We start from the raw sequence: 23958 nt of genomic DNA on the forward strand, positions 1-23958 counted from the left end.
GAATGCCGAAATTCAGGAATTTCGAGAAATAGCAAGCGGTGTAAGATATTATGGTATGGAACAAAATCTATATTTGCACTTCACCTAAAAAAACATTATGAAAATCAAGAAAACAAAAAAAACGGAAAAGGAAACTAAAAAATTCGATTTAGAAAAAATGACTTTTGCAGAATTAAATAATATGCGTTTGATTGTTGGTGGAGGAGGGAATGATGATCCTTCCACGGGTACAGCAACAAGTAGTAATTGTAACGCTAAAAGCGCTGCTTGCGGCGGTGTTGATAATCAATAATATATAATGAAAAAAAAATATCTGATTTGTTTTGGTTTTCTTGTTTTTTGTAGTTGTAAATCTTCAAAAGAATTTATTAATCCTGAAACAGGAGATCCAAAACTGTCATGGTATCAGAAAGATTTCGAAAGAAACAGGATACCAGGTATTTCTTTAGAGAGGTGGTATAGCCAAAATAGAACGAAAGCTAAGCAAGATGTCATTGTCGCAGTAATTGATACTCAAATTGACAAAAATCATGAAGATCTTCACGATAAAATTTGGACAAACTCAAAAGAGATTGCTGATAATAATATTGATGATGATCAAAATGGGTACATTGACGATATCCATGGTTGGAATTTTACAGCAAAAAAAGACAGCTATGTTGTTTGGGGTAATTTTGAATATGTAAGATTAGTAAGGGAATTCCACGGCAAGTTTGAGAATAAAAAGGATATTCAGATTACCGAAGATGAGTCATCAGATTGTAAAGAGTATTTGAGAGCAAGAGCAAAACTAGACGAAAGCAAAAAATATTATGAAAACAAACTCAAATCTCTTAAATACAGTGTTGCAGTTTTTCCTATAGCCAAAGACAGTTTAAAACCTTATTTCCCTAAAGAAGATTATACCTACGAACAATTAGACAGCATGTATAAAATTCACAAGATCAATGACAAAACTTTTCGTCAACGAAGAGAAGATGGTGATAGAGACCTAGGTGCTATGATTGGTTTCATGATGCTTAGGCTTGATCTTAATGAGAAAAGACTTGCTGATGTCATCGAATCTGAAATACAAGTAGATTCAATTGTGAATAAAAACTTGAATATAAATTTTGATGAGAGAAAATTTATTGGAGATAATCCCAATATTCTAGAAAAAGGATATGGTAGTAAATACATAAGCATTTCTAAGGAAGGACATAGATCTTTTCAAGATCACAGTACAAAAGTATCTGGAATCATTAGCGCCGAAAGAAATAATAATATTGGAATTCAAGGAATTGCTGAAAATGTCAAAATAATGCCACTCACGATTTCTTATTCTGGCGATGAACATGATAAAGATATTGCTATGGCTATATATTATGCGGTTGATAACGGTGCTAAAGTAATAAATATGTCTTTTGCCAAGGAATTTTCCTTAAAGCAGAATTGGGTCTCTGAAGCCTTTAAATATGCTGAAAAACACAATGTGTTACTTGTGCACGCGGCCGGAAATGAAGGCGTTAATATTGATGAGAATCCTATTTATCCTAGTGACGTCAATTTCAAAGAAACTAAAGAGATTTGTAATAATTTTATTAATGTAGGGTCAATATCAACACGATATGACAAAACTTTTGTTTCTCGTTTTTCTAATTTTGGAAAAGAGAATGTAGATCTATTTGCTCCTGGAGAAGAGATTTATACTACTGCCGCCGGTAATATTTATAAATTTGATTCAGGAACTTCGTTAGCGGCTCCTATGGTATCAGGAACAGCAGCACTTATCTGGTCATTTTATCCCAGATTTACTGCCTCTATGGTAAAAAAAATTATTATGGACTCAGGAACTGCCTATGATATTGAAGTTGTGATTCCAGGCTCAAAAGACAAAACAGCGCCTTTTTCTCAACTGTCAAAATCTGGAAAAGTCTTAAATCTTTACAATGCGATGAAATTAGCAGAAAAAATGTATAAGAAAATATAATGGCTAAAAATTTTAAGCTCATCTCTTTTGATGCTTACGTGTTGAGAACTCCATTGTTTCCTTTGTCTTTGTATTTAGACACCGTTGAGAATTATTCTTTAGAAAAAGCTAAAAAACTTTATCAAGATCCTTTAATTAGAGAGGCCATTTATTTGGCTTCTCCTATATTGGTAAAAGAATTAGATAAATGGGCTAAGGCTTCTATAGAGACAATATCTGAAAAAAATCAAAGATTAGAATTCTCATTTTTGAAATACTTGGCTAGAATGTCTTCTCGATGTACACCTTTTGGTCTTTTTTCAGGTTGTTCAGTTGGATACATAAGAAGCGATACAAGTATTGTTATTGAAAATCCTGATAAATTTAAAAGATATACACAATTCGATATGCAATTTTGGATAAAATTACTGCAACAAATATCGGATAAAAAAGAAATCATGCCATATTTGCAATACTACCCTAATAATAGTATTTATAAAATTGGAGATTTTTATCGTTATATAGAATACAAAAATATCGAGAAAAAAAGAGAACACAGCATCGCAGCATTACGGAAATCTGAGACATTGACGGATCTTCTGAATTTTGCCAAAGGAGGAATAACAATTGATGATTTGTCGAAGATGCTTGCATGTAATGAAGGTGAGAAGTTTGAAGCAAAAAAATTTGTTTTAAAACTTATAGAGTTTCAATTTCTGGTCAGTGAACTCGATGCGACCGTGACTGGAAATAATGATTGGGAAAGAATTTTGTCTGTTGTAAAAAAGAGCCCATTCTGTAAAATAGAATATCAAATCTTGAATAAAATTCAGAAAAAGGTTTCACTATTAGATAAAACACTGGCTCAATCAGAAAAAAAATATCTTAAAATCAAAAATGATATCGACACTTTGGGGATTGGATTTGATGAAAAGTATCTTTTCCAAACAGATTTGTATTCAAGTACGCTTGTGAATACTTTAAGCAAAAATGTTGTCAACAAGGTAACCCAAGCAATTTCCTTTCTTAATAGTATTCAGCCCAAAGAGAAGTCTCAAAATCTTGAGAATTTTAAGAAGGCTTTTATAGGGCGTTATGAATATGAAAGTATGCCATTAGCTGCGGTTTTGGATACTGAGATAGGCATTGGTTATATTCAAAAGCATGATATGAACGATAGCCATGAAATCCTCAATTTCCTTTCTTTAGACAAGCTCAAAGCAAAAGAAGAAAATCAAATTTGGACCTCTTATGATTACGTGTTGCAAAGAAAACTGCAAAAATCTATTTTAGAGGGCAATATGGAAATTGTGCTTGAAGAGAAAGATTTTGATAGCTTCAATAATGATTTGAGTTGGGCTCCACCTACTTGTTCTGTACTAATAGAAGTTTTAGCAAATGATAAGATTGTAATTGAATCTTCTGGAAATATTAGTGCTGCGAAATTATTAGGAAGATTTTGCAATGGAAGTCCGAGCATACATAATTTAACCAAAGAAATAATTCAAAAAGAAGAAGGTCATTACCAAGACAAGATAATGGCTGAGATTACGCATATTCCTGAATCAAGAACTGGAAATATACTTAGAAGACCTGTTTTGAGAAATTATGAAATAAGTTATTTGGCAAAGTCTGGTGTGGAGGAATACAAAAACATAGATTTAACAGACCTGTATGTTTCCATCGAAAATGATAGCGTAAAACTGACTTCGAAAAAATACAATAAGGAAGTGATTCCTTGTTTGTCAAATGCTCATGTTTTTTCCAAAAATTCACTCCCTATTTATCATTTTCTTTGCGATCTGCAAGGGCAACATTTAAAGCCAATCTATTCGTTTGACTGGGGAATTTTAAAACATCACTACTTTTTTTTTCCACGAGTATTATATAAAGAAATTATTTTGTCAAAGGCCAGATGGACGGTAGAAAAACATGAATTATCAGCCTTGTTCAAAATAAAGGATAAAAATCTTCATCAAGATTTTTTGAAATGGAGGCATCAAAGAAATGTGCCTAGATACGTAAATTGGGTTAATTTTGATAATACGCTTTTATTCGATTTAGATTCTAGAACAGGAATAGAAATGTTCTTAAGATCAGCTCAAACTAATGATATATTAATTTTGGAAGAGTTTTTATTTGTAAAAAATACAGTTGTGCAAAATCAAAACAATAATGATTTCTCCAACCAAATCATCGTATCATTTCATAAAGAAGAAAAATAAATGCAAAGAAATTTTTGTCTTGGCAGTGAATGGCTATATTATAAAATTTACACTGGTGTTAAAACAGCAGATCATATTTTATTAGAAAGACTTTCCCCCATTATAATATCTTTAGAAAAAAAGAAAAAAATACAAAAATGGTTTTTTGTGAGATACAAAGATACTGAGGATCATATAAGACTACGCTTCTTACTTGATGATGTTAACGATTTATCTGTAATTATTAATGCTTTTCATTCCGTTTTTAAAGAACTTATGGACGAGCATCTAATTTGGAAAATACAGACGGATACATACCAAAGGGAAATTGAAAGATATGGTTTAGAAAGTATGGGGTTTTCAGAATTTCTTTTTTGGAAAGATAGTTCGATGATATTAAGTTACCTTGGTGTTAAAAACTCTTTTGATAAAAAAGAAATGCCTCTTTTTTTTAGCTTTTTGGCTATTGATTCTTTTCTGAATGACTTTAATCTTTCTGTTACTGATAAGCTGGCCTTAATGAATAATCTCCAAGCAGCATTTAAAAAAGAGTTTGAAATCGGTAAAAAACAAAAAAAAGAAATGGATGTAAATTATCGATTGTTTTATGCTGAATTCGAATCTTTTTTGAGAATATCAGATCACAAAATATTTCAAGAGCTTTTTTACATCGTTAATCAAAAATCGGATCAAGTCAAGGAAATCTCTTTAAAAATAATTGACAAAACTGAGGTTCCTTTAAGCGTATTTTTATCAAATCATGTACATATGATGATCAATAGGCAATATTCTTCAAAACAAAGGATTTATGAGCTTATTATTTATGATCATTTGTATAGATATTATAAGACCTTGGTTTACAAAAAAGAAAGGAATTAAATTTAAGAATAGTAAGTCCTGAATTAAACAAAATATAAAAAATAGTTTTTCAAATCGTATTTTCTTTTATAGTGGCAATGATAGAAAAAAAACAATTTGAACTTTCCATTGAGTAATAATCAATAATACAGATATTTTTGGGGAAGATTTAAGGAATGATGAAATGATGTATCATTTTCTAATTTTCTTCTTTTTCATTTTACAACTTCTTTAATACTACTTTTGCCATGAATTTTAAAAAGCTTAAAATTTCTTAGCTTCTTCCAATCTAAGATTTATTCCTTCATCATTAAGCATTTTTGTGCCTTTTGAGGGTCTAAGTTCTCTTATCTAATTTTCTTCTTCAGATTCCATAGACTTAAATTATTGTTAATATAAAGGTAAGAAATTTATGCAAGTATAGTATTTACAGGCTTTTGAAGTGGTTTGAATCAAGTAGGGGCAACTCAACGATACATACAAACCGTATAAAATTAGAGGTAATAACCCGTTAAATATTCGAGAAAAGCCAAAAAAAAAGCTAAAACTTTCGTTTTAACTTTTTTTAAGAGTGACCTCGACGGGACAAATTTCAACATTTTTTATGGATGATTTGAAGAAATTGGCTTATTATATGTAGTTGTCTGTCTTCCAGTGGCTTTGTGAATTTGGTTTAGATGTCCTGTTGGGGATTGATATAAAAGTTTTAAAAACTAAAATGTTTAACGGCAGTAAGCTAATATACAATTCCACAAATATTATGGAGGATTTGAAAAGATTGTTATAGTTAAGGTAGAATTGTCTTTCTTTGGCTCTATGAATTAGTGTCTGGGATTTTAAAATAAATCTATTTGATTTTCGGAACTTTTTAACAAAATGATAATTTATTTGGTTAAATAAGTCTTCTTTAAATTTTGCAGCAAAAATTTCATAAATAAACAGCAAAAAAATTTCAGCATTTGTCTTAGCTTTTTGGGTGAAAAAGTATTAAGTCCATATTTATTGATTGTTGTTCGACCGGAGTTAAAAATTGGTTTATTTCTCTATTAAGCTTCTTGATTTTAAATTTTTATTTTTTATCGTTAACAAGATTTCAAAATGGTTCCGATATTTATATTTCGCGTATCATCCGTGAAAATCTGGATCATAAAGAAATTGTAGACATTACTCAGGCTTACAGAAAAATGCAGGAGGTATTCATGGGAGAAAGCGCAATTCAGGCAATCAATGCTAAAATAAAAAACTCGTCAAAAATTTCAAAAAAGGACGTAAAGCTGTCTGTTGACCTTTCTTCAAAAAATGCATGGGAAACAAGCCTAATGACTTATCTTGATGAGATTCCGTTCCACTACATAGGCAAGGGAGAGCAATGCATGGTAAAAACACAGCTTGCATTGGAACACAAAAAGTCAAAAGAAGCAAATATTATTCTGCTTGAAGAACCAGAGAATCATCTATCACATAGTAAATTAAATGAATTGATTTCCTGCATAAAAGAGAGCGCAGGTAAAAAACAAATCTTAATTTCAACCCACAGCAGTTTTGTGGCTAATAAAATTGGCTTGGACAGTCTGATTCTTTTGAACCAGTGTGCCACACTTAAATTGAAAGATCTGAAACCAGATGCAAAGCTTTTTTTTGATCATCTGGCAGGTTATGATACTCTGCGCCTAATACTATGTAAAAAAGCCATTCTAGTGGAGGGCGATTCTGATGAACTAGTGGTTCAAAAAGCATATATGGTAAAAAATGATGGCAGATTGCCAATTCAAGATGGAATCGATGTAATTTCTGTTGGTACAGCATTCCTAAGATTTTTACAGATTGCTGAAAAATTGCAGAAACCTGTTGCGGTCTTGACCGATAGCGATGGTGATATTGAAGCAATCAAAAGTAAATATGACGAATATTTAGGCACAAATGCAAAATCGTATATAGCAATTTGTTATGACTCTATAATTGATGCTGGCACACTGGTAATAGGAAAGGCAAAAAAGCCTTTCAATTATAATACTTTGGAACCGAAACTTTTAAAGGAAAATAAAAAGGAGAAAATAAATAAAATTTTAGGGACGTCGTATACCGAAGATGACGAATTGCATAAATATATGAAAGCCCATAAGACAGAAGTGGCGCTCAAAATATTTGAAACGAAGGAAGAACTGAAATTTCCCGAGTATATCCTTAAAGCCATTTCATAAATGAAAAAAGACAAGCTTATTATCGCCGCAGCCGGTGCAGGTAAAACTACCTTTTTAGTAAATGAGTCACTTAAGATTAAGGATGAAAGAGTTCTAATTACAACTTTTACACAGGCTAGTGAAAAGGAGATCAGAAAAAAAATCATTGAAATTAATCAATGCATACCGCCGAATGTAACAATTCAAACTTGGTTTTCCTTTTTGCTTCAGCATGGCGTGCGGCCATTTCAGGGAGCATTGTATGATGGCAGCGTTACAGGACTTATTTTGATTAGTGGGCGTTCAGGAATGAAGGGTACGACAAAATTAGGCATACCATATTACTTTAGCGAAGAAACTGAATTTGAAAGACATTATTTTTCAAAGGATGGGAAAATTTTTTCAGACAAAATTGCAAAATTTGTACTTAGGGCGAATGACAGATCATCTGGCGCTGTCCTTGACAGATTATCCAAGATATATCCACATATATTTATAGATGAAGTCCAAGATCTTGCAGGTTTTGACCTGGAGCTGTTAAAGCTCCTTTTTGCATCTGCTTCAGAAATACTTATGGTAGGCGATCCACGGCAGGCAACCCTTTCAACCAATAATGGTGCAAAGAACAATAAATTCAAAAAGTCGGCGATAGTCAATTTTTTTGAAGACGATTCCATTAATGTCGAAACAGATACAAGCAAGCTTACTGTAAATTACCGCTGCAATAATAAGATTTGCGGAATATCAAACAAATTGTTTCCCGATCTTCCACAGATAACCTCTGGCAATACAGTATCTACGGATCATGATGGCGTTTTTCTAGTAAAGCCTTCTGAAGCAGAAAAATATTTAAGGTTATATGATGCAATGCAGCTGCGTGACAGTATCAAAGCAAAAACAAATGAGAAGTATGCAGCTATGAACTTTGGAGAATCGAAAGGCCTTTCCTTTGACAGGATTTTGATTTATCCAACAGATCCTATTCTTAAATGGCTAAAAGATGAAAACTCTGAATTAGCACCAATAAGTCGCTGCAAATTATATGTAGCCTTAACCCGCGCACGCTATAGTATTGGAATTGTCTGTGATTATAGGAACGGCAAAGGTTTTGAGCATATGGAGCAGTGGAGCCTCCAATCGAGCACATAGAATAATGATATGGAAAAGATAAACTATTTTTATATTGATGAAACGGGAAGCATAAGTAATAATGCCTCTTTTTTTATGCATGGATGTATACAGACCGATAGTCCGAATGTAATTTCTGATAGCATCAAAAAACTTAGACAGAATATAACAGAATCTTTGTATTTTGAAGATCTTCGGGAATCGCTGCTGAAAAAGGGCTTTCATGCCACTGCAAACAGTATGGATCTGCGGGCGGAATTTTATAAGATGTTGCCACTTCTCAATTATCGGGCGTACTTTGCTGTTACCAGAAAAGACAGCCTGTTTTTTAAAAAAGCGATGAAGGATGGAGACGAATCTGATTTTTTTGAAATTTCATTAAAAAAACTTCTTCATGACAGGATCATTTCAAATAAGGAAGCGAAGAATATATTTTTTTTTGAAACCATCCAGCTTTCGAAAAGATCACTCAAAACTGTGCTTGAGTCTTTTTTTAAGGATTATCAGGCTTACGATATAGAATATAAGATTGTGGGAAAAGAGGAGGAAAACCTGGCAGTAGTCGACTATCTGAACTTTATTTTCGATCATATTTTCACACCCGATAAAATGTATCCGACCATGGAAGGGAATTTTAAAAGGGTTTCAGCAAAAATAGGAATTGTAAAGATGTTGCATAATAATGTATATTTATCAAGAAATAAACCGTCGAATTTACAGATTACATCAAAGAATTTAATAGATAATTATTAGTCGGGTGCCAGATAAACTTTTGAATATGATTTCGTATTCGATTATAATGCATTGGTATCTGTCTTATCCTGGCATCCACTTTTAAATATGAAACATTCTGATTTAAGGACTATAAATGATTTGGCAAATTACCTACGCTGCGATGTTGCTTTCCTTGAGCGCGCTACCAGCAATGAGTTTGATGTTTTGGATCTTGCGAATGGTGACAAGCTAAAGTTAAGTCCCTCGGGAGTTACTGTTACTATTGCCAGAATCAAGAAAAAAGGAAAGAAAACAGGCTTTAGAAAAGTTCATAAGATATGGACCGATGAATTCAAAAACAGTCTGAAGATATTGAACAATTATCTGAGAGAGATTTATATTCCTAAGGACTGCGTGCAAGGGTTCATCAAAAACCGCAGTATAAAAACAAACGCAAATCTGCATTTAGGAAAGCGGCTTGTGCTTTCAGTCGATATTAAGAATTTTTTCGAGTCGATAAAAATAAAAATGATTGTGTCTGGTCTGACGGAATTAGGGTTTCAAAAAAGCATAGCAGAATTCATTTCTGAATTTGTTACAATAGAAGGCTCTTTGGTTCAAGGGTTCAGCACAAGTCCGGTCCTGGCAAATATTGTTTCCTCAAAATTAGATTTAGAGCTCATTAAATTCTGCGGTAATTCTCTTATCTATTCACGATATGCAGATGATCTCTATTTTTCAACTGATGATAATGAAATAGAATTGGACGCTATTGAGAAGATAATTTCTTCACATGGATTTTCTTTGAATCATGACAAAACAAAACTGATGAAACGAGGCCAACTGCAGTATGTTACGGGATTAACCGTTTTTGATAGCGATAGAGCCAGAATCTCCAAACAAATCAAGCGTAATCTAAGACTTGAAATCTATTATATTACTAAGTTTGGCTATAGAAGACATATCCGAGTAAAGCTTAAAAAGGAAGGTTTTGACAGCTCATTAGAACACTTTAGATTGTTTGTAAATGAAGAAATTGAAGCAACAATAAGCAGGATTTTCGGCTGGCTGAATTTTATACACTCCGTTGAGCCTGATTTTACCGCAAAATATTACAAAACCCTTATAAAGATTAAACCAAACTATTATCGTAAACTAAATTGAATTAAAAAAATGCAATATTCTACAAAATAACTTTTTTCTCGTTAAGAAAATTATACATATTAGTTTATCCATTTGTCTTTTTTAATCAATTTGAATAAATTTAACTTTGTAATATTGGTTAATGGTTTGTATTCAATTTCAATCTTTTCTATGTTGGTCATCTTTAATTTTTTTTAAATTGGTTTAATAGTGTAGACTTTGTAGGTGTATGCCTTGTATTTTATATTTTTTCTATAGTGATCTTGGACCGTATGTAGTTTAACTGCGCAACATTTTGAGATAAAATTCATCTTCTGAAGAGAGAGTTTAATATTCAAGTCCGATACTCCCATTTCAATCATTTGAGCTTTAAGGTTATCTATACCTTTCGGAACTTTTATTTCATGCACATTGATAAAATCATCATTGGCTTTTTTATACTTTTTCGATTTTTCTTGAAGAGTTCTGATATAATGCTCAGAAGCTTTGTGATTGAAATTAACAGTAGACTCGGAATTGAGAAATTGCAAGAGATTAAGCTGGTCAATACTCTTTTTATCATCTATCAATACTATATGCTCTTTTTTATTTCCGAGTTTATAGATATCGGAATCATATACAGCTAACATATACGAATCATTTAGCGGCAAGAATAGTTGCAGTCCTTTTAATCCAAAATCTCTCTGGCTACCAAATTTCCAATTTCTTTTTTCTAAAAACTGATTATACATGACAAGCGGATTATCCGAAATAATAAAAGGATTTGAGGTTTTATTTTTAATGAGCTTATATTTCAGGTTTAAAAGATCGGATACAAGAAGTTCGGCAGATTTTAGTGAATTCAGTTTTCCCTTATCGGATTGTTGTTCTTGTAATCCAGGAATCATATAGGTAGAGACATTACCTTCGCTGATTTTAGACTTAGTATTTGGAAGTCTTTGCTCAAATTTTTTTAGAATTTTGAAATGAATAGGGTTTCGAAGATCCAAAATAATAAGGAAGTGCAGCATTTTAGAATGATTAGGACTTTGTGGAATAGGCAGTTTTTCTCCTTCCCACATTTCTCTAAAGATTGGCGCAGAATCTGATTCGAGCTTTGCAAGCCACTCTTCAAGCTCGCCATCACGTCCATAAAAATGTTTTCTGCCTAGATGCGAGGATATTTTTACATGACTTTTAAAAACATTCCTATTAGTCTCGAACATGCCGATGGTTTTTCCATTATTCTCAAAGCAGAAGAAACGCTGGAAAAATTGTGGTACGAAGTGCTGTATTTTCGGAATTTGTTTTTTTTGTGCCATTTTGCATTCTCTTTATAAAACAGAATAACTATTGTTATGCTTTGCTTAAATTTAGTAATTAAAAGCTGTGAATACAATATCATTTTTTTAAAAAAAAAGCTATTGAATTTTAATGGGTTGTATATATTTTTATTATGTATAGCGTTTTTACTAGAACAACATGATAACTTTTTTATTAATAAGTTAATGTATAAAAATATTAAGTAGTAAATCTAACCAATATATTATTATATGAAGTTAGCCTATTTATACGTTCGTGTAAGTACGGACGAACAAAAAAGAAAAGGTTACTCCTTGCCAGAACAGGAGGACAGACTATTGAAGTATTGTAAATATTACGATATCGAAGTCAAAGGAATTTATCGAGAAGATTTCTCCGCGAAGAGTTTCAATAGACCAGAATGGAATCAATTATTTTCAGAAATTAAAAAGAAATCATCAGGAGAAGATAAAAATATACTATTTATCAAATGGGATCGATTCAGTCGTAATATTGAATATGCGTACGAAATGATTGGAAAGCTTCGAAGATATAAAACAACAGTAAAGGCTATTGATCAGCCAATTGATTTCTCTGTGCCGGAAAGTACAGTTATGCTGGCTGTATATTTAGCTGTCCCGGAAGCAGAAAATACCCGGAGAGCTCAAAACACTGCAAACGGCATTCGTCGAGCTAAGTTGATGGGCAGATATCCTAGTAAGGCACCATTAGGATTTATCAATTTGACATCTATGGATGGTAAAAAAGGTATCGCTCCTAAAGAGCCTGAAGCCGAAATTATAAAATGGACTTTTTATCAAGTTGCAAAGAATGATCATAAAATAACTGAAATCATGAAAATAGCTAATGATAAAGGTTTAATATGTTCAAGATCCCACTTTTTCAGGATTTTGCACAATCCAGTTTATTGCGGGCTTATACCAGTCAAACTTGACTCTAGTGAAGAGCAGATGGTAAAAGGATTACACGAACCTTTGATAGCAGAGTCTTTATTTAATCAGGTTCAGTCTGTTATTAATACAAAGAGAAGAACTACTGCTAAAAGAAATGATTTACAATCATTATTTTTTCTTAGAGGTTTTTTAACATGTCCTGTTTGTGATCGAAAACTTAGTGGAAGTGTTTCAAAAGGAAGATCAAAAAACTATCCATATTATCATTGTCATAATGGATGTAGAACAAGAATAGATGCGGTCTTTCTTAATGATTGTTATCAAAATAAACTTCAACAATTAATACTCTCAAATAATACAATTGAGTTGTTTAAAAACATTTTAGAAGACCAGAATATAAAGACACAGAAAGCAAGTTATTTATACGCTCAAAAATTATTAGAGAGGAAAATAAAAGAGGTGGGAGTAACCCTTTCTCGAGGCAGAAAATTATTTATAGCCGGAGTATTAAAAATTGATGACTACAATGAATTAAGAAAAGAGAATCAAGTCAACACAAAAAATCTTAAAAAGGAAGCACGTAATATTGTCGTTAAATTAAAAGCTATTGATAAAAAAAATCAAGTAGAAGAGAAAGCGTTAGTCGAAATCTTTCAAAGATTTTCTGAATTTGAAACCTCAGATAAAAGACATCTTGTAAATCTTATTCCACCGACGGACATTGATTTTAAAACAGGAGATCTATCTTTATGTTTAAATCAAGCATTTTTAAAAATATTTTCAAAAAAGAGAAACCGAAAAACCAATAGAAAAAATGAATTTCATTGAGAAGAATGTTTCAGTAGAAAAAGCCATTATTATTCTTTCCAAGAATTGTATTCAGGTAGATTAGAAGGAAGCCAAAATTATTTTGGAATTACTATCAAAAAATTACGATAAACTAAAAGAGAAAAAAAATCTATATCCTTAACGGGACTTCGAATCATCGTTCACCTTCGATTAAATCTCAAATAAAGCCACTTTTAGACTGTTTATTTCAAACAGACTAAAGATTTCTTGTGAAAAATCCGAACCATAAAATGATAGGCTGTAAAGGTTTGAAAAATCTAGAAATTTGTGTATAAAAAAAGAGACAACTATTTGCTAGTTGTCTCCTTAAGTGACCTCGACTGGATTCAAACCAGTAACCTTCTGAGCCGTAATCAGATGCGCTATTCAGTTGCGCCACGAGGCCTTTTTGTTATCAATTAGCTATTTTTTTGTAGCTTTGTTGATTGCTTATTGCGGGTGCAAAGATAGGCATAAATGTGAGATATACAAGCAAAAAATAACATAAAAATAAAAAAAAATGAAGATTGAAAATTATGTGCGTGATATTCAGGGATTTCCAAAAGAAGGAATTTTATTTAAAGATATCACTCCGCTGCTAAATAACCCTGAAGCAAGGAAAAAATGCTTGTCTATTTTGGTAAAATCTTTAAATGGACAAAAAATTGATAAGGTTGTGGGAGCTGAATCTCGCGGCTTTTTTTTCGGAATGTTATTGGCACAGGAATTAAATGCTGGTTTTGTTCCCGTACGTAAGCCTAAAAAACTGCCTCATGAAACAATTTCGGCTTCTTATGAATTAGAATATGGCACAGATACTTTAGAAATGCATAAAGATGCAATACAAAAAGGGAATCGTGTCTTAATTCATGACGACGTATTGGCAACGGGCGGCACAGCCAAGGCAGTTTGCGATCTTGTTACAGAATTGGGCGGTGAGATTGTGCAGTGTAATTTTTTAATGGAACTTTCTTTTCTTAATGGAAGAGAAAAAATAAAGGATAATCCTATATTTGTGGCTATAACCTATTAGCCTTTTCGTAAATGAAATTATTTTACTCTCTAGTATCGCTTGTTTTATTATCTTCTTGTAATAGTAAAGAAGAAACCAAAAAATTACCGCTTAAAACTCCGTCAAAAGGTAAAATAATTGAAAATACTGCTGGTAAGACTTCAAATACAAAATTCAAAAGTACTTTAAGACCCAATCAGGATTTAGAATTGCATAAAGTATATACGGATACCGTTCAGTTTATGGAATACAATACCGATTTTGATTATTATTTTATCGAAGTAAAAAAAGGAAATGATATCGCTGGCTTGAATACCAACAGCGACAACATAAATTTTAATCGAGGCGATATACTAGAAGTACAATGGAAGATAGATAGTATATTTATTGCTGGAGATGGTGAAACTCTAGATTTTTCGGAGTGGCTTGTAAATGCAAAGAAAATCAAAGATGGGAATTTAAGTTTGTTTAAAAAGAAGTATAAGAAAACAATAAAATTTTATACCGACAAAGAGAATATGTCTGATTGGTATAAAGATTTATTGTATAAAAACGTGGAATATTATCTGGCAAATTCTAAAAAAGAACTTGTAAAATTACACATCCAAAATGCTTCGCCAGAAGAGCAGTTGAGTTATTCTATAGAAGATCGGGAACGTGACGGAAAATCGTACACGGTATTGGGATTAGCAAACGAATTTGAACATCGTACAAGTATAATTCAATGGTTATATTTTGATCAGGAAAGCAAAAAACTTTATGAGTATGATCTGGCAAATGACAAACTAATTGAATTTCCTTAAAGTTAGTCTGCTGATTATACAAAAACGATTTTGTGTTTAATGGCATAAAGCACCAATCCGATTCGGGTTTTTATTTCGAGTTTGTCAAATAGTGATTCTCTGTAACCGTCAATGGTTTTAGGGCTTAAACACATTTGCGATGCAATTTCTTTGTAAGTCATTTCGGTACAGGCGTGTTTGATGAAAACAATTTCTTTTTCCTTAAGGCCAATTTTTTTATTATCGCCGCCTACTTTGTTAATGAGCATTCCAGAAACCAATTCGGTAAAATAAAAACCTTTTTCGATAACGCATTCTATGGCATCCTTAAATATTTCTGGCGAAGTATCTTTTAATAAATAACCTTTGGCACCGTTGGTAATCATTTTTATAATAATTTCTTCATCATCATTAACAGATAAGGCAATGACTTTTAGATCGGATCTATTGTCTTTGAGCCACTGCATAGTGCTTAAACCGTCCAGAACAGGCATATTGACATCTAGCAAAATAAGGTCTACTGCTGCAGAAGGATTTTCTTCGAGATAATCAATAAAGACTTTACCGTTTTCAAAACGCTGTATAACTTCATAATCACCAAAACTTTTAATGAGCAGTTCGAGCGATTGCGAAAAAAGCAAATGATCATCAACAATTATTATTTTACTTTTCGGATTAGTTTTCATTGCATTGTGTTAAAGGGTATTCAATAGTTACATTTGTTCCCGTTTGGTCTGAGTTCATAATTAATTTGGCACCAATTAGTTTGGCTCTTAACTTCATGTTATTTAATCCTAGTCCCGAACTGGAATTTTTTTGATCATATCCGATTCCGAAATCTTTTAATTTTAAAATAAAAACATTTGGAGTGGCTTCAATATGAACATCAAATAAATCACTTCTCGAATGTTTCAAACTGTTATGAAATGCTTCTTGAAAAATTCTGTAAATAATGAGTTCATGTTCTTCGTGAATGGCTGGAATAATTCCGATTTGATTAAAATGATATTTAATTTTTTTGAGCTTTTTTATTCTTTCTAAATCCTGCTGAATGGCTTCTACAAAATTATTTTGGAGTAGATTGTCTTTGTTTATAATCCGGGAGAGAATTCGCAGTTCGTCCAATGATTTAGCCAATACGTCTTTGAGGTCTTTAAGTTCTTTAATCTGAATCGTTTTGTTGTTTATCGAAATGTTAAGCTGCATAATGGCAACCGAAATAATCTGGCCAATATTATCATGTAATTCCTTACTAATTTCAGACAAGGTTTGGTCTTTTATTTCAATTCGTGTCTTGATTAATTCGGATTGAAAATAGAGTTCGTATTCCATTTTATCTACTAAATACCGATTTTTCTTTTTTAGAAAGTAAAAAAATAAAATCAATAGCGTGACCAGTAAAGTAAAAAAAACGATACCTAATGAAATGACTAATAATTGTATTTCTTTTCGCTCCATAAAAATCCGATAATGTAGCAGGCATGTGCCAGTAAATTTAAGATGAACAAAACAAGGCTGAAAATAGATTCATCTTGTTTGATTAAGAACCAGTCAATGGCAAGCATAAAAGGAGTAAAGGGTACATGAAAAACCAATATTCCTAAAACATACCAGAAAAAAACAGATCGTTTAAAATTTAAAATTTTGTCTGAATTAAAAATCTCAATTAAATACAAACAGGATAAAATTACGACCAATACCACGCCGATTGCAAAGCTGTAAGTAAAGGATCGATTGGTGTTTTCTTTAAAATAAATCATATTTAAAAAGAAAGCGATGATAAACAAAAGCAGGCAGAAAAATGCAGCGGTTCGGTAATTTATTTTTTGTAACAAACTGCGAATAAGAAAGATATAGGCTATAAACGATACAAACATATAAAAATTATAGACATAATAATTTAATAAGCCTGTCCAATATGTAAAATAATAGCCAATAATCTCTATTAGAATCGAAAACCAAATAAACAGCACTAAAAATTTGGCTTTAAAACCAGGAAGTTTTGGTAATGATAACAAACCAACGATTCCTGATAATAAAGCCAAATAAAGGATATAAGATCTTAAAAATTCAAACATAATTTTTTAATATGATAAGCTGGGAGGTCTTCCGATGTTTCCGTAATTCATTGGTTCTAAACTTTGAATATCCGCAGATGATTCTTGTACTGCTGCAAAACCTTGAATTTTTGCAGTATCATTTTGTGCTTTCTTTCCTGTAGGAACCAAAAACAAAGTCGTCAGACCTGCTTTTTCGCCATGTTTTTCATCATCTGGATACACTCCAAAGTAAAAACGAATTCCGTCTACATTGTAACCGTCTTTTGCGCCGTTAGTTTTTACATAATGAATATAATTTTCTAATTCTTCTAGAGAATACCAGATTGCGTTGGCATCTTCTTTCTGTCCTTTTGCAGTTGCAAGAGAAGCTCTTTTGTTGTTGTAATTTACATTGAGCTGTCTTGCAAACTCTTTTGTGATTAATTGATTTGGTTTTGAGGGAGGATTTTTCATGGTTGTTTAGTGATTAATTGGTTATGAATTATTAGTTAACTGTATTTTTTGATTGATGTGAGACAAAATTATTTGAATCCCCAAATCCGAACAAGGGGAAATATACCCTTTTTTATAGCGGTAAAATTATTAATTAAATCGGGTTAAAATACTGTTATATAGTATTTTATGTTTTTATAGATTTGTATGTCGGTTTATAAATAAAAAAAATCATGAGAACAATCAAGCTAGGAGTGAAGTCGCCGGAAGTTTATTATTTGAATGAACTTCTTTCAAAATTGAAGTATAATGTATTGGTTTCAGATTATTTTGGAACCGCAACTGATAAAGCAGTTAAGGATTTTCAATTAAAAAATAACCTTGTTGTAGATGGTGTTGTAGGTCTAAAAAGCTGGTCTTTACTTCTGGAAAAAAGCAAAAACGGTTTTTCTGTTGCTGCTAAGTTACTTTCAGAACAAGATTTGATTGATTTTGCAAAACAGTTTAATATAGAACTGGCAGTTGTAAAAGCAGTTAACGAAGTAGAAAGTAACGGAAAAGGTTTTTTGATTGACGGCCGTCCAAAGATTTTGTTTGAAGGACATATTTTTTGGAAAGAATTAGAAAAAAGAAGTATTAATCCAAAAACGTATGTCAATTCGAATACACAAGATATATTGTTCGAAAAATATACCAAGAAATATTATGTTGGTGGTACTGCAGAATATACGCGGTTAGATAAAGCGCGAAATCTTGCTCAGGACAAAAGATTTGTTGATGCAGCAAATAGTTCAGCTTCTTGGGGACTTTTTCAAATTATGGGCTTTAATGCAGTTGCTATAGGTTACAAAACAGTGGAAGAGTTTGTAGAGAAAATGAATTTAAACGAAGGCGAACAGCTGAAAGCTTTTGGACTATTTCTTCAAAAGAATAATTTGATTCCGCTTTTGAAAAATAAAAACTGGGCTTCGTTTGCCTTAAAATATAACGGACCTGCTTATAAAACCAATAAATACGACGAAAAATTAGCAAAAGCTTATGCGAAATATGCCAAGCAGTAATCTCAAATTCCACTCTAATTAGATTTGAAGCTAAGTTTTGTACTTTGAGTATATTTTTTAACCGCAAGGGCACAAAGATTTTTCCGCAAGGTTCGCAAAGGGTTTTGCTAAGAATTTTGAATCTCGCAAAGTCGCAAATATAGGAATTGCGTCCAGTTTTAGCTGGATGGAAAAATGTAGAAGGACAGCAAATGGCTTTAGCCAAACTATGTAAGTTAGGCTAAAGCCATTTATTGTAAATTTTAAAGATCCCCCAGCTAAAGCTGGAGGCAATTCATATTGAAAATAATCTTTGCGTTTTAGCGACTTTGCGAGATTAAAAAAAAACTTAGCATCTTCTGATAAACTCTGCGTTAAAATACACTCAAAACATAAAAAAACAAAACCCGACAATATCATAAATACTGTCGGGTTCTTTTATATATAAGATTGATTATCTCAAACTTGCACCAAGTTCTGTTTCAAACGTCTGTTGCAATTTAGACATGATTTTATCAATTTGAGAATCTGTCAGCGTTTTAGTATTATCTTGAATGGTAAAACTCAAAGCATAAGACTTTTTGCCTTTCGGAAGTTTGTCTCCCTGATACACATCAAATAAATTAACGTCCTTTAAAAATGCTTTTTCAGTTTGTTTTGCCAAATTGAAAATGCTTTCATAAGTTGTGGTTTCGTCAATTAATAATGCCAAATCTCTGCGAACTTCAGGGTATTTAGGAATTTCTGAGTATTTGATTTTTCCGGTAATGATTTTTAAAACCAAATCCCAGTTAAAATCAGCATAATAAACATCTTGTTTGATTCCGAAATGTTTAAGAATAGGCTTTTTAACAACACCTATTTCAACTAAAATATCATTGTTATAAGTAATTGCAGTTCCTTCAGAGAAAATATCAGAATGAACAGGAGTATTAGAAATCTTTTCAATTCCTAGTCGTCCTAAAATAGCTTTTACGTATCCTTTTAATAAAAAGAAATCTGTTGATTTTTGAGTGTTTGTCCAGGTTTCTTTATTTCTGTTTCCAGAAATGGTTAAAGAAAGGTGTTTGTGCTCCTCGTATCCGTTTAGATATTTGTGATATGTTTTTCCAAATTCAAATAATTTCAAATCCGAATTTTTTCTGTTGATATTGTAAGATACCGCTTCTAAAGCAGAGAACAATAAAGACTGACGAAGCGTTGCTAAATCACTGCTCAGCGGATTCAGCATTGATACATTATGTTCTTCTTTTAATGAAGCTGATAATTTAGCATAAGCTGCAGTAGTCAGCGAATTGGCCATCATTTCATGAAAACCCTGAGAATTCAATTGTGAAGCAATTACGTTTTGTACTTTATAGTCTTCTGTTCTTGGCGAATTGGCAACAGTAGCGTTAAATTTCTTAGAGAAATTGATATTGTTGTAGCCATAAACCCTTAAGATCTCTTCGATTACATCAATTTCGCGCTGTACGTCTACACGATAAGCCGGAATTGTTAAACCTAAACCAGAATCTGATACGCTGTTTACTTTGATATCTAGAGAAACTAAAATCTTTTTGATTGTATCTTTTGAAATTTCCTGCCCAATAATTTTAGAAACATGGCTGAAATTCAATAAAACAGAAAAATCTTCTATCTTTTTAGGATACACTTCCACAACATCAGAAGTGATTTTACCGCCTGCCACTTCTTGAATCAAAAGAGCGGCACGTTTTAAAGCATATTCCGTAATTGTCGGGTCAATACCTCTTTCAAATCTAAAAGACGCATCGGTGCTTAATTGGTGTCTTTTTGCTGTTTTACGAATACTTACCGGATCAAAATAAGCACTTTCTAAGAAAATAGTCGTTGTTCCATCCGTAACACCCGATTTTTTACCGCCAAAAACTCCCGCAATACAAAGCGGTCCTTTCTCGTCGCAGATCATTAAATCTTCTTTGCTTAAAGTTCTTTCAACATCATCCAAAGTCACAAATTTTGTTCCTTCTTCTACTGTTTTCACAATTACTTTTCCGTTGATTTTTGCAGCGTCAAAAGCATGTAAAGGCTGTCCTAATTCGTGTAAAACATAATTGGTAACGTCTACAATATTATTTTTTGGAGTTAATCCAATAGCTTTTAAACGGTCTTGTAACCAGCTTGGAGATTCATGAACAGAAATTCCAGAAATCGTTACCCCGCAATATCGTGGAGCCAAATGAGAATCCTCAACATTTACGTCGATTTTAAGCGTACGCATGTCCACTCTAAAGTTACTTACAGAAGGTGTGATTAATTCTACGTTAACGCCACGTTGCAGCATTCCAGCTCTTAAATCACGAGCAGTTCCAAAATGACTCATTGCATCGGCACGGTTTGGAGTTAATCCGATTTCAAAAACTTCGTCATTTGCAATTTGAAAAACTTCTGCAGCTGGAGTTCCAGGAACAAGATCTTCTGCCAGAACCATAATTCCGTCATGACTGCTTCCTAAACCTAATTCATCTTCTGCACAGATCATTCCGTGACTTTCCTGTCCGCGGATTTTTCCTTTTTTAATGGCAAATTCTCCGCCATCTTTATCATATAATATCGTACCAATTGTAGCTACCGGCACTTTTTGTCCTGCCGCAACATTTGCAGCACCGCATACAATTTGTATAGGAGCTTCTAGACCAATATTAACAGTCGTAACTTTCAGTCTATCAGCATCCGGATGTTTTTCGCATGTCAATACATGTCCTACAACAACGCCTTCTAAGCCTCCTTTTATCGATTGGTATTTTTCGACAACTTCAACTTCAAGACCTAAATCTGTTAGTAATTCTGAAGTCTGCTCAGATGTCCAATCTGTTTTAATAAATTGTTTTAACCAGTTGTAAGATATTTTCATTGTAACTTTTTTATTCTTGAATAAGGATACAAATATAAGGATTGCACATTGCAGAAAGAAAAATTTATTTGGTTTTTTCGTACTGATTTTTATTTGTAAAAAAAATCCCTATTAGTGATTTTATAGTAATTTATAAGCTGTTATTTTATCAATAAAATAGTATAATAAGCTTAAAGAAACAAAAACGTAAATTTTCTGCTGCAAGATGAATTTAAAGTGCTATTCTGTTTGTTTTTATGAAGTGCGTCAAGCCTGTAAAAGGACCATATTTGATGTACTTTCTCCAATAGACAGAAAAGTGTTTGTAACCATAAAAAAACGGCTAAAGCCGCCTTTACTGATTAACGTTTCATTATATCAGTTCTTCTACGTGTTTCTTGATGTTTTCTGAGATTTTTTTGGTCGGAAGATCATTTTCATCATCTCCAAAGGGATCTTCGATTTCTTCAGCGATGAGCTCCAAACTGGCCAAAACATAAAAAATAAAAACCACAACAGGTACCACCAGATAGCCCAAACTAACAGAATAACCAAACGGAAGGGTCATGGTATAAAAGAAGATAAACTTTTTTATAAAAGCACTGTAAGAGTAGGGAATAGGTGTGTTTTTGATGCGCTCGCAAGCACCGCAGATATCTGTAAAAGCAACCAACTCGTCATTTAAAGTAATTAATTGATTGCCGGTGATTTTTCCAGTATCATACAAATCATTGATTTTATGATACATTATCCTTTTTAACTGATTGGGTTTGTGTTTGTGATGGTCAATTTCTAAATCAACATCTTCAAAAAGCTGTTTGCTGGTTTCATCATCTTTTAAATGTTTATAAAGAATATCGGCATACATGGGAATGTATTTTCTAAAAAACTTTCGGTCGTTTTCGTCTTTTAATATTGCAGAAAGTTTGATCGCCATATTACGGCTGTTATTAACCAGACTGCCCCAAAGCTTGCGTCCTTCCCACCAGCGGTCATAGGCCGTATTGGTTCTAAAAACAAGTAAAAGCGAAATCACAAAACCAAGCATTCCGTGCATAATGGGAATGTTGTGTACGTAATCGCTTTTGGTAACTTTAAAATAATGAAGCTCTAAATAGCCTACAAGACCAGAATAAATTCCTATTGCAATCATAATAGGAAACAATTTTCGAACGGTATCCGATTTATGAAAATGAAAAATAAAAGTAAACCAGTCTTTGGTATTATACGAGATCATTTGTCTTTGTTTTGAGACAAATTTAGATTAAAAATTAATATTTCCCGCTAATTCTTTTAAAGCAATTTCAGATAATTTTGCTTCATATTGTGCATTGCTGTAGCGTACTTTTGCGTTGACATAATTGAGCTGAGCGGTTCTAAAATCTAGGGTTGTAATAGTTCCGATTCTGAATTTGTCCAGCGTAATATCTAAATTTTGTTTCGCAATAGCTTCGTTATCTTCTTCTAAATCAATTAATTCTAAATTGGTTAAATAAGTCTGATAAGCGGTGCTTAATTGTGTATTCAAAATCAAGTTTTGCTGCTCAATAGCGATTTGCGTATTTTGAATCTGCAATTTGGCAACCTTTTCGTTACGATGCTGATTAAAACCGTCAAAAATATTCATAGAAGCATTAAAACCATAGTTTAAACCTTTATTAGAGGTTTCACTTGTAAAACCCAAACTAGATTGGCTTTCAGAAAAATTATAACCCGTTGTCAAACGCAAAACGGGATAACGATCTGCTCGTACTTGTTTTAATTGTAATTCGGCAATACGCTTATTAATTACTTGGGCTTCAAGTGCTGGATTTTGTTTTTGAGCCAGCGCCATTAAATCAACCAAAACTAATTTATTATCAACTGTAACTTCATCTGTAACTTTAAAATCGATTTTAGGATCACGAGCTAGATGCTGATTCAATAAAATTTTAGCGTTGGCATACGATTCTTTCTGTCTTAATAAAGCTACCTGATCCGAATTTAAATCAACCTGAGCATTCAATACTTCTAGTTTGGAAGCTTTTCCGATGCTGAAACGGTTTTGTGCCAAAGTAAGACGTTGTTTCGAAATTACGATTGTAGTGTCTAAAGCTGACAATTGCTGCTGCTGTTGTACGAGATCGTAATAAGCCGAATTTACCTGACCGATTTTGACTAAAATAGTTCTTTTAAGTTCGGCGTCTCCAAGTTTTTGAAGTTCTTTTAATTGGTCTAATCGGGCGAACATTTTCATTCCGTCAAAAACCGTCCATCCTAAACTTACACCGTAGGTTAAACTATTGTTTTTTGCGTTGTCCAATTTAGTAGTTGTCCCGTCCTGACGTGTCTGAGACGAGTTCATGATACTATTGTTATCCGTAACATTTGCGGTTGCAGTCGGCAGCATTCCCGCATTACCAATTGTGACATTGGTTTCGTTGATTACGGTGTTGTTTTTGGCGATTTTAATCTCAAAATTATTTTCCAAAGCTATTTTCATAGCATCTTCAATAGTCAGAATTTCTTGTGCGGCCAAATTGGATGCAGAGAAGAAGCTCATTAGTAAACTAAAGAATAAAAATTTAGTATTCATATATT

The 23958-nt window shown here is 32.5% G+C and carries 20 protein-coding genes and 1 tRNA gene; 12 read left to right on the forward strand and 9 right to left on the reverse strand.

The window, feature by feature from the left end:
• The first annotated feature begins 97 nt into the window (after nucleotides 1-97).
• From C4F50_RS06300 to C4F50_RS06335, 8 genes are all read left to right on the forward strand, one after another.
• Complete coding sequence (locus C4F50_RS06300) at nucleotides 98-292, forward strand: hypothetical protein (protein WP_193845556.1); 195 nt, start codon at nucleotides 98-100, stop codon at nucleotides 290-292.
• A gap of 6 nt (nucleotides 293-298) precedes the next feature.
• Nucleotides 299-1969: a S8 family peptidase gene (locus C4F50_RS06305; RefSeq protein ID WP_193845557.1), complete on the forward strand. Its 1671-nt coding sequence runs from the start codon at nucleotides 299-301 to the stop codon at nucleotides 1967-1969.
• Nucleotides 1969-4173, forward strand: coding sequence for a lantibiotic dehydratase family protein (locus C4F50_RS06310; protein WP_193845558.1), 2205 nt, complete (start codon nucleotides 1969-1971; stop codon nucleotides 4171-4173). The genes C4F50_RS06305 and C4F50_RS06310 overlap by 1 nt, the downstream gene beginning before the upstream one ends.
• Nucleotides 4174-5031, forward strand: a complete 858-nt coding sequence (locus C4F50_RS06315; protein WP_193845559.1) for a thiopeptide-type bacteriocin biosynthesis protein — start codon at nucleotides 4174-4176, stop codon at nucleotides 5029-5031. It abuts the gene before it with no gap.
• 1034 nt (nucleotides 5032-6065) lie between these two features.
• Complete coding sequence (locus tag C4F50_RS06320) at nucleotides 6066-7211, forward strand: ATP-dependent nuclease (RefSeq protein ID WP_228011972.1); 1146 nt, start codon at nucleotides 6066-6068, stop codon at nucleotides 7209-7211.
• On the forward strand, nucleotides 7212-8339 hold the full coding sequence (locus C4F50_RS06325; protein WP_193845560.1) for a UvrD-helicase domain-containing protein: 1128 nt from the start codon (nucleotides 7212-7214) through the stop codon (nucleotides 8337-8339).
• Between the two features lie 9 nt (nucleotides 8340-8348).
• Nucleotides 8349-9071, forward strand: a complete 723-nt coding sequence (locus tag C4F50_RS06330; protein ID WP_193845561.1) for a hypothetical protein — start codon at nucleotides 8349-8351, stop codon at nucleotides 9069-9071.
• 87 nt (nucleotides 9072-9158) lie between these two features.
• Nucleotides 9159-10196 carry a reverse transcriptase family protein gene (locus tag C4F50_RS06335; RefSeq protein WP_193845562.1) on the forward strand — a complete coding sequence of 346 codons (1038 nt, stop codon included), beginning with the start codon at nucleotides 9159-9161 and terminating at the stop codon, nucleotides 10194-10196.
• A 173-nt stretch (nucleotides 10197-10369) separates the two neighbouring features.
• Here the strand turns inward: C4F50_RS06335 and C4F50_RS06340 are convergent, their stop codons facing one another.
• Complete coding sequence (locus C4F50_RS06340) at nucleotides 10370-11476, reverse strand: DUF4238 domain-containing protein (RefSeq protein ID WP_193845563.1); 1107 nt, start codon at nucleotides 11474-11476, stop codon at nucleotides 10370-10372.
• Nucleotides 11477-11707: 231 nt separating this feature from the next.
• Here C4F50_RS06340 and C4F50_RS06345 point away from each other — a divergent pair, with 231 nt between their 5' ends.
• Entirely contained in the window at nucleotides 11708-13198 is a 1491-nt protein-coding gene (locus tag C4F50_RS06345) for a recombinase family protein (protein ID WP_193845564.1), read from the forward strand.
• A gap of 332 nt (nucleotides 13199-13530) precedes the next feature.
• Here C4F50_RS06345 and C4F50_RS06350 read toward each other — a convergent pair.
• Nucleotides 13531-13604 (reverse strand) — tRNA-Arg (locus C4F50_RS06350).
• Between the two features lie 114 nt (nucleotides 13605-13718).
• Here C4F50_RS06350 and C4F50_RS06355 point away from each other — a divergent pair.
• Together C4F50_RS06355 and C4F50_RS06360 are read left to right on the forward strand one after the other, a co-directional pair.
• Nucleotides 13719-14231: an adenine phosphoribosyltransferase gene (locus C4F50_RS06355; protein ID WP_193845565.1), complete on the forward strand. Its 513-nt coding sequence runs from the start codon at nucleotides 13719-13721 to the stop codon at nucleotides 14229-14231.
• Nucleotides 14232-14242: 11 nt separating this feature from the next.
• Nucleotides 14243-15013, forward strand: coding sequence for a hypothetical protein (locus C4F50_RS06360; RefSeq protein ID WP_193845566.1), 771 nt, complete (start codon nucleotides 14243-14245; stop codon nucleotides 15011-15013).
• A 14-nt stretch (nucleotides 15014-15027) separates the two neighbouring features.
• Here the strand turns inward: C4F50_RS06360 and C4F50_RS06365 are convergent, their stop codons facing one another.
• The 4 genes from C4F50_RS06365 to C4F50_RS06380 form a co-directional block, all read right to left on the reverse strand.
• Nucleotides 15028-15678, reverse strand: coding sequence for a response regulator transcription factor (locus tag C4F50_RS06365; protein WP_193845567.1), 651 nt, complete (start codon nucleotides 15676-15678; stop codon nucleotides 15028-15030).
• Complete coding sequence (locus C4F50_RS06370) at nucleotides 15668-16324, reverse strand: sensor histidine kinase (protein ID WP_228011973.1); 657 nt, start codon at nucleotides 16322-16324, stop codon at nucleotides 15668-15670. The genes C4F50_RS06365 and C4F50_RS06370 overlap by 11 nt, the downstream gene beginning before the upstream one ends.
• Before the next feature lie 98 nt (nucleotides 16325-16422).
• Entirely contained in the window at nucleotides 16423-17070 is a 648-nt protein-coding gene (locus C4F50_RS06375; RefSeq protein WP_193845569.1) for a hypothetical protein, read from the reverse strand.
• A 6-nt stretch (nucleotides 17071-17076) separates the two neighbouring features.
• Nucleotides 17077-17505, reverse strand: a complete 429-nt coding sequence (locus C4F50_RS06380; RefSeq protein WP_193845570.1) for a hypothetical protein — start codon at nucleotides 17503-17505, stop codon at nucleotides 17077-17079.
• 212 nt (nucleotides 17506-17717) lie between these two features.
• Between C4F50_RS06380 and C4F50_RS06385 the strand changes: the two genes are divergently transcribed.
• Nucleotides 17718-18545, forward strand: a complete 828-nt coding sequence (locus tag C4F50_RS06385; protein WP_193845571.1) for an N-acetylmuramidase domain-containing protein — start codon at nucleotides 17718-17720, stop codon at nucleotides 18543-18545.
• Between the two features lie 433 nt (nucleotides 18546-18978).
• Here the strand turns inward: C4F50_RS06385 and pheT are convergent, their stop codons facing one another.
• The 3 genes from pheT to C4F50_RS06400 all read right to left on the reverse strand — a co-directional run bounded on the left by pheT (nucleotide 18979) and on the right by C4F50_RS06400 (nucleotide 23953).
• Nucleotides 18979-21399 carry a phenylalanine--tRNA ligase subunit beta gene (pheT, locus tag C4F50_RS06390; protein ID WP_193845572.1) on the reverse strand — a complete coding sequence of 807 codons (2421 nt, stop codon included), beginning with the start codon at nucleotides 21397-21399 and terminating at the stop codon, nucleotides 18979-18981.
• A gap of 352 nt (nucleotides 21400-21751) precedes the next feature.
• Nucleotides 21752-22615: a bestrophin family protein gene (locus tag C4F50_RS06395; RefSeq protein WP_193845573.1), complete on the reverse strand. Its 864-nt coding sequence runs from the start codon at nucleotides 22613-22615 to the stop codon at nucleotides 21752-21754.
• Nucleotides 22616-22642: 27 nt separating this feature from the next.
• Nucleotides 22643-23953, reverse strand: coding sequence for a TolC family protein (locus tag C4F50_RS06400; RefSeq protein ID WP_193845574.1), 1311 nt, complete (start codon nucleotides 23951-23953; stop codon nucleotides 22643-22645).
• Nucleotides 23954-23958: the final 5 nt, after the last annotated feature.

It is taken from the genome of Flavobacterium hungaricum (assembly GCF_015182285.1).
GTDB classification, from domain to species: domain Bacteria; phylum Bacteroidota; class Bacteroidia; order Flavobacteriales; family Flavobacteriaceae; genus Flavobacterium; species Flavobacterium hungaricum.